The sequence below is a fragment of the Flavobacterium mesophilum genome, assembly GCF_039581405.1.
GTDB lineage: Bacteria > Bacteroidota > Bacteroidia > Flavobacteriales > Flavobacteriaceae > Flavobacterium.
Genome location: NZ_JBCPXZ010000001.1, coordinates 254,024 through 270,673 on the forward strand (window position 1 = coordinate 254,024; position 16,650 = coordinate 270,673).

Annotated in this window: 10 protein-coding genes; 5 read left to right on the forward strand and 5 right to left on the reverse strand. The window is 35.3% G+C overall.

Annotation, left to right across the window (positions count from 1 at the left end; translation table 11 throughout):
• Positions 1 to 59: 59 nt before the first annotated feature.
• On the reverse strand, positions 60 to 1,661 hold the full coding sequence (locus AAYQ19_RS01010) for a Na+/H+ antiporter (protein WP_343532929.1): 1,602 nt from the start codon (positions 1,659 to 1,661) through the stop codon (positions 60 to 62).
• 331 nt (positions 1,662 to 1,992) lie between these two features.
• Between AAYQ19_RS01010 and AAYQ19_RS01015 the strand changes: the two genes are divergently transcribed.
• The 5 genes from AAYQ19_RS01015 (at position 1,993) to AAYQ19_RS01035 (ending at position 9,814) form a co-directional block, all read left to right on the forward strand.
• Positions 1,993 to 3,471: an ankyrin repeat domain-containing protein gene (locus tag AAYQ19_RS01015; protein ID WP_343532931.1), complete on the forward strand. Its 1,479-nt coding sequence runs from the start codon at positions 1,993 to 1,995 to the stop codon at positions 3,469 to 3,471.
• Positions 3,472 to 3,560: 89 nt separating this feature from the next.
• On the forward strand, positions 3,561 to 4,043 hold the full coding sequence (locus tag AAYQ19_RS01020) for a DUF2271 domain-containing protein (protein WP_343532933.1): 483 nt from the start codon (positions 3,561 to 3,563) through the stop codon (positions 4,041 to 4,043).
• 50 nt (positions 4,044 to 4,093) lie between these two features.
• Positions 4,094 to 6,277, forward strand: coding sequence for a PepSY domain-containing protein (locus tag AAYQ19_RS01025; protein ID WP_343532935.1), 2,184 nt, complete (start codon positions 4,094 to 4,096; stop codon positions 6,275 to 6,277).
• A gap of 19 nt (positions 6,278 to 6,296) precedes the next feature.
• Complete coding sequence (locus tag AAYQ19_RS01030; RefSeq protein WP_343532937.1) at positions 6,297 to 7,310, forward strand: FAD:protein FMN transferase; 1,014 nt, start codon at positions 6,297 to 6,299, stop codon at positions 7,308 to 7,310.
• A 167-nt stretch (positions 7,311 to 7,477) separates the two neighbouring features.
• Positions 7,478 to 9,814, forward strand: a complete 2,337-nt coding sequence (locus AAYQ19_RS01035) for a mechanosensitive ion channel family protein (protein ID WP_343532939.1) — start codon at positions 7,478 to 7,480, stop codon at positions 9,812 to 9,814.
• A 79-nt stretch (positions 9,815 to 9,893) separates the two neighbouring features.
• On the opposite strand, the gene AAYQ19_RS01040 is transcribed toward AAYQ19_RS01035, so the two are convergent.
• The 4 genes from AAYQ19_RS01040 to AAYQ19_RS01055 form a co-directional block, all read right to left on the reverse strand.
• Entirely contained in the window at positions 9,894 to 10,391 is a 498-nt protein-coding gene (locus AAYQ19_RS01040; protein WP_343532941.1) for a hypothetical protein, read from the reverse strand.
• A gap of 379 nt (positions 10,392 to 10,770) precedes the next feature.
• Positions 10,771 to 12,177, reverse strand: a complete 1,407-nt coding sequence (locus AAYQ19_RS01045) for an efflux transporter outer membrane subunit (protein WP_343532943.1) — start codon at positions 12,175 to 12,177, stop codon at positions 10,771 to 10,773.
• Positions 12,178 to 12,195: 18 nt separating this feature from the next.
• Complete coding sequence (locus AAYQ19_RS01050; protein WP_343532945.1) at positions 12,196 to 15,366, reverse strand: efflux RND transporter permease subunit; 3,171 nt, start codon at positions 15,364 to 15,366, stop codon at positions 12,196 to 12,198.
• Positions 15,367 to 15,372: 6 nt separating this feature from the next.
• On the reverse strand, positions 15,373 to 16,536 hold the full coding sequence (locus AAYQ19_RS01055) for an efflux RND transporter periplasmic adaptor subunit (protein WP_343532947.1): 1,164 nt from the start codon (positions 16,534 to 16,536) through the stop codon (positions 15,373 to 15,375).
• Between the last annotated feature and the right edge of the window lie 114 nt (positions 16,537 to 16,650).

Below are 16,650 nucleotides of genomic sequence, written 5' to 3' on the forward strand. Positions count from 1 at the left end.
ACTATTCTTCTCAAAAATTAACAATTACTGATACTGTTTCTATCGCAATAACAGCATTTTTACTCTTCGTACATTTCCATCCAAAGACGTGTTTCTTCTAGATCAAGTTCTTTTTCTATTTTTCTGAAAATCTCTTCATTTACAGAACCTTGCTTGTGCATTACTTCTAATTTTACCCTTTCGACATTAAGCAAATCAATTTGGAGTTTGGTAAAATCATTAAAAATCTCCCCTCCCATTACATTTCCTTTTCCGAAGAAATTAGCCGGAAGTTCTGTTTTCTGTAAACGATTAAATTTCACCTCATATTTACTTTTAATATTATGAAGCAAATCATCATTTAAAAGCGAAAAATTATCCTCAATATGGGCAATAGTTTCGGAAACAATGATATTCCGAATCTGATATTCTTCGGCCAAAATCGAATACGGTTGTACTTTCAGCTTTTTAATCAACCAAGGAAGCGTAAGCCCTTGAACGACCAAAGTTGAAAGTATGACACAGAAAACCAAATATATAATCAAATTTCGAAGCGGGAATCCTTCTTTTTCATTTATCATTAAAGGCAAAGCCAATGCAGCGGCCATAGAAACAACACCACGCATTCCGGACCAGCCAAAAATAATCATGTTGCGGTAATCAAATTCTTCATTTTGACGGATTCTTTTGCTAAGAAACCTCGGAAGCAAGGTTGCAGGAACAATCCATAAAAAACGCACCAAAATTACCACGACACTAATACTCGCGCCCCAAATAAACAAAGCGGTTCCAGAATAATTGCTTATTCCCGAAATGATATGTCGAAGCTGCAAGCCGATTAAAATAAAAATAAGTCCATTTAATATATTAGTCAAAATATTCCAGATCGTACCAGCCATCATACGGCTCTCATGCGTAAAAATCTTTCCAGATCGCGCAGAAAGAAAAAGTCCCGTAGTCACAACCGCAAGTACTCCCGAACATTCAAAATGCTCTGCAAGCAAATACGAAGCAAAAGGTGTTAAAAGTGTCAATGTAGCTTCGATAATATCATCACAAACAAATTTGGTATGGATGATACTCATAACATATCCTACCATCAAACCTATCGCTACTCCTAATGTTGACATGATAAAGAAGTTCAATCCGGCTTCCCACAACACAAAATTACCTGCTACGATTGCGGTAAGTGCATATTTATAAGCCACAAGGCCGCTGGCATCATTCAATAAACTTTCACCTTCAAGAATGGCAATCAATCTCGGGTGCAGTCCTAATCCTTTTGTAATTGAAGTTGCAGAAACAGCATCTGGTGGAGAAACAATTGCGCCAAGCAAAAACGCTAACGGCCAAGAGATATCATCTATCAACATATGCGCTGCAATCGCCACTGCGAGTGTTGTAAACAAAACCAATCCTACAGCAGCAAGTGTAATTGGGCGGATCGTTTTCTTGAATTCAAACCAACTGGTGTACCATGCCGCATGATATAAAAGCGGAGGCAAAAAAATAATAAAAACTACTTCTGGATTCAAGGCAACCACTGGAAGTCCAGGAACTACACTAATTGCAACACCACAAAGCACTAATACTATTGGAATAGGAAAATTATATCTTTTGCTTATTAAGCTCAAAAAAGCAACGCCAAACAGCAACATTATGATTACAGTAATATTCTCCATTTACAAATGTTTACGATTTTAGGATTTTAATTTGGGAAACGGCTACTAAATTAATATTTAATCAGAATTATAGCTTTTTTGCAACCTAAAAAAATTTTAATCCGAATTAAACTTTTGTTCTTACTATAAGTCTTATAAAAGCTAAATCAAGAAAAAAGACTTAAAATACGCTTAAGAGCAAAGTTTCTATGCCAAATAAATTGATTTACTGAGATTAATTTTTACATTTGCGTTATTTTTATTTATTCTAAATAGAACAGCTTTCAAGAAGATTTTCATCTTAAAAAAGCTTATAACTTTTAACTGATTGAAAAACAACAAATACCAAAATATGAAAAAGAATTTCTTTCTTTCTTTGGCATTAACTACTGCATTATTTGCTAGTGCCCAACAAAAAAACACTTTATTAGACGCTTCATTTTGGAAAACTGCTCCAGATGTAAATACCGTTAAAGCCGAAATTGAAAAAGGAAACAATCCGGCAGAGGCTAATGCAAATGCTTTTGATGTAACGACTCTTGCCATCAATAATGATGCACCTTTAGCAAGCATCAAATTTTTACTAGATCAGCCTGGAAATCCTGTAAGCAAATCTACTCACGATAATCGTATTTATTTGCACTGGGCGGCTTACAGAGGAAATACTGAACTTGTACAATATTTAATCAGTAAAGGTTCAGACATCAATCTTGAAGACAGTCATGGCACTACGCCACTTGTTTTCGCTGCTACTAGCGGACAATTTGATCCAGCGCTTTACGAAGCCTTTTTTAAAGCTGGAATCAGTGCGAAGAAAAAATATAAAGATGGAGAAAACTTGCTTTTATTAGCAATCCCATCTGATAAAGATTTAAAACTGACTGACTATTTAATTACAAAAGGTTTATCGCTAAAAGACGTTGATAATAATGGTAGCACTGCTTTTGATTATGCCGCAAAAACTGGAAACATTGCTCTTTTGAAAAAATTATTGGACAGAAAAGTAAAATACACAGATAATGCGCTTTTGATAGCAACTCAAGGAAACCGTAGAGAAACAACTTCTCTTGACGCTTATAAATTTTTAGTTGAAGAATTAAAACTAAAACCAACCGTAACATCTAAATCTGGTGATAATGTATTGCATTTATTGGCTGGAAAACCAAATCAGAAAGAGATCATTTCGTATTTCCTTGCAAAAGGTGTTGATGCAAACAAAGTAAACAGCGACGGAAATACGCCGTTTATGGTTGCTGCAGGTGCAAGAGAAAATGGTTCTTTAGAGGTTTTATTGCCAGTTGCAAAAAACATTAATTTACAAAATGCTAAAGGTGAATCAGCCTTGACAATGGCGGTTAAATCTGGAACTCCAGACGCTGTGGCGCTTCTTTTAGGAAAAGGTGCAGATGTTAATGTAAAAGACAAAGACGGAAATAATCTAGGTTTTTATTTAGTGCAATCGTACAGACCAGATCCAAAACAAGATACTTTTGACGCTAAAGCAAAACTGCTTCAAGAAAAAGGCTTAAATCTTGCCGCTCCGCAAAAAGATGGAAGTACTTTATATCATTTCGCAGCAGCGAAAAACGATTTATCTTTGCTTAAAAAATTAGCATCTTTAAATATTGATGTAAATGCGAAAAACAAAGACGGAATTACAGCTTTGCACAAGGCGGCAATGGTTGCGAAAAATGATACAATCCTAAAATATTTGCTTTCAATCGGTGCTAAAAAAGAGCTTACAACAGAATTTGACGAAAGTGCTTATGCTTTAGCAAAAGAAAATGAGTCTTTGACAAAACAAAACATATCAATCGAATTTTTAAAATGATAAAAATGATGAGTTATGAATTATGAGTTATAAGTGAAACTCTTAATTCAAAACTCATAATTCATAACTTATAATTTATAATTAATTACATGAAATCAATACTAAAAATCGCACTTACAAGTGCTCTTATCTGCCTAATTTCTTTTCAGTCTAATGCACAAGCCAGCAAATACAAATGCATGCTTCAAATGGCAAATTATATGGGCGAAGGTGCCTATATCGTTGTGTCTTTGATCAATCCGCAAGGCGAATATGAAAAGACGCTTTATGTAATGGGTGACGATAAAAAATGGTATAAATCATTGAAAGAATGGAATAAATTCCAAACTGCAAAACCTTCAGATATCAGTGCTAAAACTGGAGCTTCAGTTACTGGCGGCGACCGCAGTATAACAACTATCGAAATTGACGATTCTAAAATCAACAAAGGATACAAATTACGATTTGAATCGGCTGTTGAGGATCAAAAATATTATGTAAGCGATCTTGAAATTCCGTTGACAACAGCTGGTTTAGCTGATAAAACGGAAGGAAAAGGTTACATCAGATATGTGAGATTAAACAAAATTTAATCTCCTACATTTCCTAATTTTACATTTGATTACCCTTTAGCTTACATTCAATGACTCTTTCTTTTTGGCGTTACACACACTTAGCTTTGGCTTTGTTCTCTTCTTTGTTTTTACTGCTTGCCTCTGTAACAGGAATTATTCTTGCTGTTGATGCGGTTCAGGAAAAAACATTGCCTTACAAAACAGAAAATTTTAATGCCTTGACTTTGGGAGAAACCCTTCCTGTTTTAAAAAAGAAATATACTGAAATCACTGAATTAAGCGTTGATTACAATCAGTTTGTAACGCTTCAGGCGATTGATGAAGATGGAAATGACATTAAATCTTTTATCGACGCCAGAACTGGAAAAGTACTAGGAACTCCTGCAAAAAAAAGCGAATTTATTCAGTGGATCACCAGTCTTCACCGCTCCTTATTTCTTCATGAAACGGGGCGTTTTTTTGTTGGTGTGATCTCGTTTTTATTATTTCTAATTTCGATTTCAGGATTTATGCTTGTTTTGAGCAGGCAAAGAGGAATTCGAAATTTCTTTTCGAAAGTTGTAAAAGAATATTTTGCCCAATATTATCACGTTATTTTTGGAAGACTAGCTTTAATTCCGATTTTGATTATTGCGCTTACGGGAACTTATTTATCTCTGGAAAGATTCAACTTCTTTATGGGAGATGAAAAAGCAAAACCCGTAAAAACAGAACTTTCGGCGGAAGCAAAAAAAACTTCCATTTTTAATACGACTTTATTATCTGATGTCAAAAAAATTGAATTCCCTTTTACTGATGATCCCGAGGAATATTATATCATTGAACTGAAAGATCGCGAAATTGAAGTGAATCAAGTTACTGGCGCTATAGTTTCTGAAAAACTTTCGCCAATGACAATTCAATTGGCCGCTTTAAGTTTGGACATTCATACAGGAAGAATCAATGCGATTTGGGCTGTTATTTTGGCAATTGCGTGCCTGAATATTCTTTTCTTTATTTATTCTGGTTTTGCGATTACGTTGAAAAGAAGAGCGAGCCGAATTAAAAACAAATTCAAAGCTACAGAAAGCTCGATTATTCTTTTGGCTGGTTCTGAAAACGGAAGCACTTTGCGTTTCGCCAATGCTATTCTGAAACAATTGGTAGATCAAGGACATAAAGCACATATTTCGGAACTGAATAATTTTACGGTTTTTCCAAAAGCAGAACATATTATTGTTTTTTCTTCAACGCACGGTTTAGGCGACGCGCCTTCAAACGGAACAAAATTTATTTCTCTTTTAAAGAAACATAATCAACAACAAAAAATCAATTTTTCAGTAGTAGGTTTTGGATCAAAATCATATCCAGATTTTTGTGGTTTTGCTATTGAAATTGACAAACTTTTAGAACAACAAAATTGGTCTGAGCGCTTTTTAAAATTACAAACGGTAAACGATAAATCGGCTACAGAGTTTGTGGAATGGATCAAGTTATGGAGTGCCAAAACTGGAATTGCATTATCAACGACACCTTCTGTTTACAATCACGTTCCGAAAGGTTTGCAGAAATTAATGGTTTTAGATAAAACGTTAGTTTCTGAATCAGAACAGACTTTTATGGTGACTTTGCGTGCGAATATGAGAGCCAAATTTACTTCGGGAGATTTATTGGCAATTTATCCTGCGAACGACAGCAGAGAGCGTCTTTATTCGATTGGAAATCACAATGGAAATATACAATTGGTTGTTAAACTGCATCCCCAAGGATTGGGTTCTGGCTTCTTGAATAATTTAACGCCAGGAAATGTTATTAAAGCTAGAATTATCAATAACGAAGCTTTTCATTTTCCGAAAAAAACATCAAAAGTTGCCTTGATTTCGAACGGAACTGGAATTGCACCTTTTCTTGGAATGATTGAACAAAACAAGAAAAAAATAGAAACACATTTATATTCTGGATTTAGAATGGAAACCGAAATGGTTTTGGGGTATAAAAAGTTTGCTTCTGAAATGATTCAAAAAAAACAACTTCAAGATTTCCATTTAGCTTTATCGCGTGAAAACAATCATTTTTATGTAATGGATTTGATTAAACGCGATGCCGATTTTTTTGTTGATTTATTGAAAGATGACGGTGCTATCATGATTTGCGGTTCGCTTGCGATGCAAAAAGATGTTGAAGCAATTCTGGATACTTTATGTCTAGAGAGAAACATCAAAAATCTTTCTGAATTTAAAAACAACGGCCAGATTTTAACCGATTGTTACTAAACACTATAAAAATAATTTTATGTCAATTCAGAAATCAATTTTTAAAAGAATTTTATTTCTTTTAGTCCTGATTTTTAGCTTTTCAGCAAATGCGCAAGTCTTACGAAAAAGAACTACTTTGCTGATGGGTGGGCGTTTTGACATTACCATTGTTGGAAAAGATTCGCTTGACGCGGAAAAAAACATAGATGAAGTTATTGCAGAAATTACACGAATTGAAAAACTAATATCCGATTGGAAACCAGATTCTCAAGTTTCAGAAGTAAATCAAAATGCAGGAATAAAACCCATAAAAGTCGATCGCGAAGTTTTTGAATTGACACAAAGAGCTTTAAAATTATCTGAAATTACCAACGGCGGATTTGATGTGAGTTTTGCCGCAATGGACCGAATCTGGAAATTTGACGGTTCCATGACCGAAATGCCTTCGGCGGAAGCCATAAAAAAATCCGTTGAGAAAGTTGGCTACAAAAACATTATTTTGGATAGCGTAGAATCGACGATTTTCTTGAAATTAAAAGGAATGAAAATTGGATTTGGCGCTTTAGGCGAAGGTTACGCTACCGATAAATGCCGAGCCATGATGATTGCAAAAGGCATAAAAGCCGGAATTATTAATGGTTCTGGCGATATGAGCACTTGGGGAAAACAGCCAAACGGAACGCCATGGAAAATTGGAATCACAAATCCGTTTAATCCTGAAAAACTTTTAGCTGTTGTTCCTCTTGAACAGCAAGCTGTTACCACTTCTGGTAGCTATGAAAAATTTGTTGTTTTCAACGGTAAACGCTATTCACACATTATAAATCCTGCAACGGGTTATCCCGCAACTGGATTGTGCAGTGTAACGGTTTTTGGTCCCAATGCCGAAAGCGCAAACGGATTAAGCACTTCTATAATGGTTTTAGGTCAAAAAGAAGGTTTACTTTTAATTCAAAAATTCCCTGAATATTCCTGTTTGATGATTACTGATAAAGGAAAAGTCATCAAATCTAAAAACTTCAATATTAAACACTTTAAGGCAAAGTTTTAATTTTTTTGGTACTAAGTAACTAAGAAGCTAATTAACTGACATTTTTACTTCTTTTATTAGAAATGAAAATCAAAACACAAGATAAATCTTCCTAATGTTTACTTAATTTGGGCTTAGAAATAAGCAAAAAACTTTAAATTTGAGGACCCAAATTTTATTCATAAATTATGATTTTAAAAAGAAGTTACCTCTATTTATTCGCCTTATTTTTTGTCTCATTTGTCTACTCACAAACAACACAACAAAAAAAAGAAACCCGTTCAAAATTATTTGAAAAAACCACAACCGACAGTGATTACTTGATGGCAATTGAAAAAGCCAGTGAAGTAATGGAATCTGCCTACAACGATGCCGATTTTGATGGTGGAACCCATCATTTATTTGGTGAAATCAAAAGAACACAAAGCAAACTTGATCTTATTCTGACAAGTCTGAAGGGAGCAAATCCAAATGTTCGAAACCAACAAATGTATCGCATTGTACTGAAAGAAATTCAGCAAGAACTGGAAGACCAAAACACGGCCATTAATTCCCGAAATGCTAATCTTGAAAAAATCAAAAACAGGTTTATTGATTTGCATAAAGACAAAACTTTTATGGAACTCATAAAAGATACGATTCGTCGTAAACAATTCAAAAAAGAATTTGCAAATCTTAAAAAAAGATATCTGGCTACTGATAGCTTGATGTCTAAAAATCAAGGCATTTTAAATAATAAAAAAAGACTGACTGTTGAAAGAAAAATTGCGGTATCAAACGCTTTAATTACTGTTGAAAATAAACTGGAACAATCTGGAATTAGTATTCTTAGAAAAGAATATCCGTTTTTATGGAGTACAAACGATTCTGTTCCAAAAAAACAAGTATCACAAAACATTAGAGCAAAGGTAATTATTGAAAAAAGCGTGGCTTCCTATTATCTAAGTTATCGCGCTGGTGGCTTAATCACATTACTGTTCTTTATGGGGATTTTGTTTTGGTACATTTTCCGAAACTTAAAATATCTGAAAGAAAACGGATACGCCGAAAATTTGTTACATTTTAATTTTAAATATTTAAACCGAGGTGTATTAGTTCCTGTTCTCGTTATTGGACTTAATATTGCAGTAGTCAGTAATTTATATGCTCCTGCCCTGTTTTTGGAAATGCTTCAGCTTATTTTGCTGGGAGTTCTAACCATCCTTTTCAAAAACAAATGGTCAGCACAGTCAATGAAAAATTGGGTTTTGCTTCTAGGACTCTTCTTTACCCTTTGTTTTCTTGATCTATTTATAGAAGTAGGTTTTATGCAACGCTGTGCTTTCATTGTAATTAATATTCTTGGTATACGATATGGTTTGGTACAAATCAAAAGCATTAAGGATCAACTGTATATTAAAGGATTTTTTAAATGGGCAAGTATCCTTTTCATTGGTTTTAATGGTTTATCGATACTTTATAACCTTTTTGGAAGAGTGTCGCTTTCAAATATGCTGACGCTTACGGCTTTTATTTCGCTTACGCAGATTATTGCGCTGAGTGTTTTATTAAAGATTATTCTTGAAATTATTCTGCTTCAAATTTATACTACAAGAATTAAGCGCGGTATAGAAAAGATTTTTGACCACGAAAGTCTATCAGATACTTTAAAAAAGCCTTTTATCTTAGTAATCAGCTACATGTGGTTTGTAGTAATTGCCTCTAATCTAAATATTTGGGAATCGCTTCGTACTTCATTAGGAAATTTATTAAGCCATCCAAACACTATTGGAAGCATTACTTTTACTTTAGGAAATATTGTTTTGTTTTTTATCATTATTTGGATTGCACATCTTCTTCAAAAATATGTGGCTTATTTTTTTGGTGAAATTGATGATGAAAATGAAGAAAACGTCAACAAAAGACAACATTCTAAACTGTTAATCACCAGACTTCTCGTTTTGATTGCCGGTTATCTTCTAGCTGTTGCAGCTTCAGGAATGCCATTAGACAAACTAAGTATTCTTTTAGGCGCACTTGGAGTCGGTGTTGGACTTGGACTTCAAAATGTGGTAAATAACTTTGTATCGGGTGTAATTTTAATTTTCGATAAACCAATTCAAATTGGCGATGTTATTGAAATCAGTTCTGACTCTGGCCGAGTGAAATCAATGGGATTACGAACTACAAAAATCAATGCGCCAAATGGTGCCGAAATCATTATTCCAAATGGAAATTTATTATCTCAAAACATTACAAATTGGACTTACACAGACAACTTTAAACTTGTTGAAGTTTCAATCGAGATTAATGGAGATACAACTCCAGATGCTATAAATACAATTATAATGCAAGCCCTAGAAAGTATGTCATTAATTAATCTTGAAAAAGCACCTCAAATTTTCTACAACTCAATTTCGGATGGAAAATATAAAATAGTGATTAAATTCTGGTGCAGCATTTATCGTACTGAAGAAACAATAAGTAGTGCACGTCAGGTTTTGTTCAGCAATTTTAAGTCAAAAGGACTAACTTTTTCTAGTTGAAATTAAAACATTAACATCTAGTAAAATCAAAAAACGTCCCGAAATTCGGGACGTTTTTCTTCATCATGTTTAAATCTAATTAATGGTGATCACCATGTGATCGATCGTGGTCTTTGTTTGAATATCCTTTAGAATACTCTTTGTTTGTATACTCTTTCTTTTCGTGTTTTTGCTGTCCCTTAGAGTTATTGTTTTTTGCCGGTTTTTCTCCTCTATTTTTCTGAGGTTTTCCTTGATATCCTTTTGGATAATTTGCGCGGTGTTTTGCATGATAATTATATGGAGCATCTCCTTTATAATCGTTTAAAACAACTTTATATCCAGAATACAAATCATATTGTCTGCATCTTGATGGAAGTCTTTTATCACGTGTCCATTTTCCGTTGTTATCGTAAATAAATACGCTTTGATTCACATCATAATAAACATCAATATCTGGCAAATAATAATATCTGCTGTCGTCATTCCCTTGTGGCCCCCAATTTGGAGGTGTTCCAATATTTACATTGATCGAAACTTGTGCATGAGCAAAAAATACACTCATAAAAAGCACTGCGGCGAATACTAACTTTTTCATCTTTTTTGTTTTTAAATATTAATTTCGGTATATAATAATCGAAAGTAATGCCAATATTTAGTGCATCTCGCATGCATTATACGGAAACGGAAAACTAATCGACGAAGGGCAATTTTTAGCCGATATACATTTCAAAAAACGCCTCAAGATTTGAGGCGTTTTTATCATTATAAATTAATTACCACCCGTTGCGTGAAATTAGTTTAACACATAGAAACATAGCTTTTGTAAACTTCAAAAAAAGGCGTTTCACTAATTTCAATGCACATAGCTATGTGTTAAAGCTTGCTTTTTCAATAACCTCCAACAAAAGCAATAAAACCTATGCTTCTATGTGTTAAAATTGATTTTTTTTCTATTTCACCCAACAGGTAAATTACTATTTCCAGCCTCCGCCTAAGGCGCGGTACAAATTAACAACCGCCTGCAGTTTCTGTAAATTATCGTTGACACCACTCAACTGAGCGGCTAAAAGGTTTTGTTGCGAAGTCAAAACATCGGTATAATTGGTAGCCGAACTATATTCCAAAAGTTGTTGTGTATAATCAACCGCTTTTATTAGAGCTTCAATTTGTTTTGCTCTTGAATCTTCTTTTTCAACCGCCATTTGATACGTGTACAAAGCATTCGAAACTTCCTGACCTGCCACTAAAAGGCTTTGTTGGAAATTATTGTAAGCTTGTAATTGTTGCGATTGAGCCGTTGTCAATCTCAATTTGTTACGGCCTTGATTAAATAATGGCTGCGTCAATCCTCCGATCAAAGAATAGAAAACCGAATTTGAAAAGAAATCTTTCAACTCTAAATTCGAAAATCCGCCGCTTGCTGTAAGTGTCAAACTTGGATAAAAATAGGTTTTTGCCATGTTGGTCATTTCAAAAGCAGTTCTGAAATTAAATTCCGCTTGACGAACATCGGGACGATTTTCTAATAATTGTGACGAAACTCCAATCGCAAGATTCTCGGGAATAATTTGCGTTCCTAATTCTCCTCTATCAATTGGTCCAGGAGCTTGCCCAAGCAAGATGTTTATCGCGTTTTCTGTTTCACGAATGTTTTGTTTTAAATCCGGAATCAAAACCTCTGCTGCATGTTGGTTCGCCTCGCTCTGTACAACCGCTGCGCCCGTAACAATGGCACCTTCTTTTAAATCTTTAATCGTTTCAACATTTTTGATACGGCTTTCTAATGTTTCTTCAGTAATTTTCAATTGTTTGTCGTAAGCCAACAACAGAAAATAATTATTGGCTATATCCGAAATCAACTGTGTTTGAACAGCTTGTTTTGCTGCATCAGAAGCCAAATAGGTTGCCAAGGCTGCTCTTTTTGAACTGCTTAATTTTCCCCAAATATCAGCTTCCCAAGAAGTACTTAAACCTAATTTATAGGTAGTTGTAAGCGTATTGATATTAATTCCTGCCGGAAAGTTTAATCCTGCCTCAGATTGTTTGGTATGCGTTGCATTGGCATCCAATTGTAAAGTTGGATAATAAGCCAATTTGCTTTGACGTAACGAGGCTCTTGCCTGCACGATATTCTCAATCGCATTTTTCAAGTTTAGATTTTGATCCAATCCTTTCTGAATTAAGGCATTTAGTTTTTCATCTTTAAAAACAGTTTGCCAAGGCATGTCAGCAATCGTAGTCGTATCGGCGGAAGCCTGATCACGATACAATTTGTCTGTCGAAATTGTGGTAGGACGTTCGTACTTTTTGGTAACCGAGCACGCACTCAAAAGTGCGGCCGTCATTACCAACAAAATATATTTATTTGAACTATTAGTCATTTCTTTTTTAATTAAATTTTACTCTTTGTGCGTTTCCAATAAATGAATCTCGTCATCATCATCGTCTTCATCATCATAACTTTCTTTGGCTGGACCACTGACTTTTTCTTGCAACGTCTGGAAAATGATAAACAAAACCGGAATTACAAAAACTCCTAAAATGGTTCCAATCAACATTCCACCAACTGCTCCAGTTCCAATAGATCTATTTCCAACGGCTCCTGCTCCTGTAGCAAACATCAAAGGCACAAGTCCGAGGATAAAGGCAAACGAAGTCATTAAAATTGGTCGCAAACGCGCTACAGCTCCTTCAATTGCCGCTTGAACAATTGGCAAGCCTTTTCGCCTTCTATCCAAAGCAAATTCAACAATCAAAATTCCGTTTTTCGCCAAAAGTCCGATCAACATGATTAAAGAAATTTGGAGATAAATATTGCTGTTCAATTTGAAAATAATCGAGAACAAATACGCTCCCGCCAATCCAAACGGAATTGAAAACAATACTGCAAAAGGCAAAATATAACTCTCATATTGCGCACTTAACAAGAAGTAAACGAAAACCAAACACAATAAGAAAATGAAAATCGTTTCACTTCCTGAAGCCAATTCTTCACGCGTTAATCCTGAAAACTCATATCCATAACCAGCTGGAAGACTTTCTGCCGCAACTTCTTGAATTGCTTTAATGGCATCTCCAGAACTATAACCCGGTTTTGGTGCTCCTGTAATCGAAATAGAAGTAAACAAGTTGAATCTTGAAATTGATTCTGGTCCGAATACTCTGGTCATATTCACAAATTCTGTGATTGGAGCCATTGTTCCAGCACTATTTCGAACAAATATTTTATTCAATCCTTCTTTATTGGTTCTAAACTCTGGCGAAGCCTGAATCATAACACGATATTGTTTCCCGAATTTATTGAAATTCGAAGCATACAATCCTCCGTAATAGCCTTGCATTGTCGATAAAATCGTATTTACCGAAACTCCTGCATCTTTGGCTTTCGCCAAATTAATTTCCATCATATATTGCGGGAAACCAGGATTAAAAGGAGTTGTTGCATATTGAATTTCTGGGCGTTCAGATAATTTTGCCAAAAATTCATTATTAACTTTATAGAATTCTGCAGTTGTATGTCCGCCTTTATCTTGCAATTGGAATTCAAATCCGCCACTTTGTCCAAAACCTTGAATAGTTGGTGGAGAAATAAAGAAAATATTAGCTTCGCGAATACCGCTTGTTTTGGCAAATAATTGGCCTATTACATCATCAACACTCAAATCACGTTCGTCCCAAGGCTTCAATTTCACAATTACCATACTGTACGCACTACCCGCTCCTGCCGTAAAGTTTTGCCCCACAATACGAAGTGTATTTTTAACTCCAGGAATAGTTTGCGCAATGCTATCTACTTTTTTAGCAATTACATCAGAACGCTCCATTGAGGCTGAAGGTGGCAAACTAATATTTGCAAAAACAGTTCCTTGATCTTCTGAAGGCACGAAGGCAGAAGGCGTCGTTTTCATCATATAAACCAATGCAACACCTGCAATTACAATGGATGCCAAAGCGATCCATTTTTTTACAGAAAGAAAACTTATGGAGCGTTTGTATCTTTCGGTTACATTGTCAAAAGCAACGTTGAATGAAGTATAAAAACGCTGTAAAAAGCTTTTATGTTTATGATCGTCTGCATGTGGTTTTAGCAAAAGCGCACACAAAGCTGGACTCAAAGTCAAGGCATTAACTGCCGAAAGAATAATCGCAACGGCAAGCGTGATACCAAATTGTTTGTAGAAAACTCCTGTAGATCCGTTAATAAAAGTTACCGGAATAAACACCGCGGCCATAACCAAAGTAATCGAAATGATTGCTCCAGAAATTTCGTTCATGGCATGAATTGTCGCTTTTTTAGCCGATTTATAACCATGATCGAGTTTGGCGTGCACAGCCTCAACGACCACAATCGCATCATCGACGACAATACCAATGGCAAGAACCATCGCGAAAAGCGTCAACAAGTTAATCGTAAATCCGAATAAATTCAGAAAGAAAAAAGTTCCTACAATCGCAACCGGAACCGCAATTGCCGGAATTAAAGTCGATCTAAAATCTTGAAGGAAAATAAAAACTACGATGAAAACCAAAATAAAAGCTTCAATCAAAGTGTGAATTACTTTTTCAATAGAAGCATCCAAATTTTCATTGACATCAACTAAAACAGTATATTTTACTCCTTTGGGGAAGCTTTTCGCCGCTTCTTCAATCAGTTTTTTAGAATTGATGATTACGTCACGCGCGTTTGATCCTGGCGTTTGGCTAATTGCCATTGCCGCAGATTCTACACCATTTGTTTTAATGGTTGAAGCATAACTCAAAGATCCTAATTCTACTTTAGCAATATCTTTCAATCGCAACATTTGGCCATTTCCAACCGATTTGATGACAATATCTTCAAATTCTTTTGCGCTTGTTAAACGTCCTTTATATTTGATTACATATTGAAAAGCCTGATCTCCGTTTTCACCGAATTTACCCGGCGCGGCTTCAATATTTTGCTCTGCTAAAGCTGCAGAAATATCGCTCGGAATCAACTTGTATTGTTGCATTACGTCTGGTTTCAACCAAATACGCATCGAGTAATCTTTTGCACCAAAAACCGTTACATCACCCACTCCAACTACACGCTGAATTTGCGGTACCAAGTTGATCTTAGCATAATTTTGAAGGAAAGTCTGATCGTACGTTTTATCATCGCTATATAACGAGAAGATCAACAAGTTACTGCTCTGGCTTTTAGTTACAGTAACCCCTGCCTGAGTTACCTCTACCGGCAATAAACTTGTTGCTCTCGAAACTCTATTTTGTACGTTTACCGCAGCTAAATCTGGATTTGTACCTACTTTAAAAAAGATTTTGATTGAAGCATTTCCGTCGTTAGTAGCTGTAGAAGTCATGTATGTCATGTTTTCTACACCATTAATTTGCTCTTCAAGCGGAATTACGATACTTTTCAATACCACATCGGCATTGGCTCCTGTATAACTTGCCGAAACATTTACGGTTGGCGGTGCAATATCAGGATATTGAGAAATAGGCAACTCAATAAGCCCCAAAACACCTAGAATAACAATAATAACCGAGATTACTGTTGAAAGTATAGGTCGTTGTATAAATTTCTTAAACATTTGTTTTTATTTTAAATCGGCGTAAACTTTTTCAGCGCTTTCACTTTGAGCTTTAATTTCTGTTCCATCTTTTAGTGTTGCTACACCTTCAAGAACAATTTGATCACCCGCTTGCAAACCGCTTGTCACTACATAATAATTTCCTGCACCATTTTCCATAACATTGATATTGGTGCTTTTTGTTTTTCCATCTTTCCCAACCACAACTGCAAAAAGCTTGTCTTGAAGTTCGTAAGTTGCGCTTTGCGGTATAATCATAGCGCCTTTTACATCAGTCGGAATTCGAACTGTTGTACTGCTTCCGCTTCTGATAATGCTTTTAGGATTTGCAAAACGCGCTCTAAAAGTAACCGAACCCGTTTCTGTATTAATTAATCCGTTTACGGTTTCTACACGTCCTTTTTCTGGATAAGGCGAACCGTCAGAAAGCAATAAGGAAACTGCTGGCATATTCTGGATTTTTTGTGCCAATGTCGAACCCGGAGATGAGCTCTGTGTAAAATCTAAAAGTTTCTTTTCGTTTATAGCAAAGTAAGCATACACATTTCCGATGCTTGAAACAGTTGTTAAAGGTTCAGCGGTATTTGAACTTACCAAACTTCCTAATCGAAACGGAATTGAACCTACAACACCATTAACCGGACTTGTAACAGTTGTATAGCCTAAATTGGTTTTAGCATTCACCAAACTTGCATTGGCTTGAGCCAAAGTAGCCAAAGCTGATTCATACGTATATTGCGCCGACTCTAAATCATATTTGCTGATGATTCCTTTTTCTACTAAAGGTTTTACTTTATTAACTGCCAATTTTGCAGCACTAACATCCGCCTGTGCGCTTTTTATACTTGCAGATGCTGTACGAACTTGTTGCTCATATTCTGGCGCACTAATTTTGAACAAAGGCTGTCCAACTTTTACTACTGCTCCTTCATCTACAAAAATTTTATCTATATAGCCTTCAACTCTTGGGCGAATTTCAATGTTTTGTTGTCCCTGAATGCTTGCAGGATAATCACTGTACATGGTTGCAGATTCAGGCTGTAAGGTTAGAGTTTTATACTCTTTTACCTGTGGAGCACCTCCGGCCTGAGCCGACTTATCATTTTTATTTCCGCATGAAGAAAGAATCACTGCAGCGGTTAGAATACTAAAAAAAGATTGCTTATTCATTTTGATGAAATATGAGATTTTCTATTTATTAATAAGCAAAAGAACTAAAATAGTACACGCAAAATTTTTCGAATAGACGTACAGCAAGAGACAATCGATAGAGATAGTTTTATA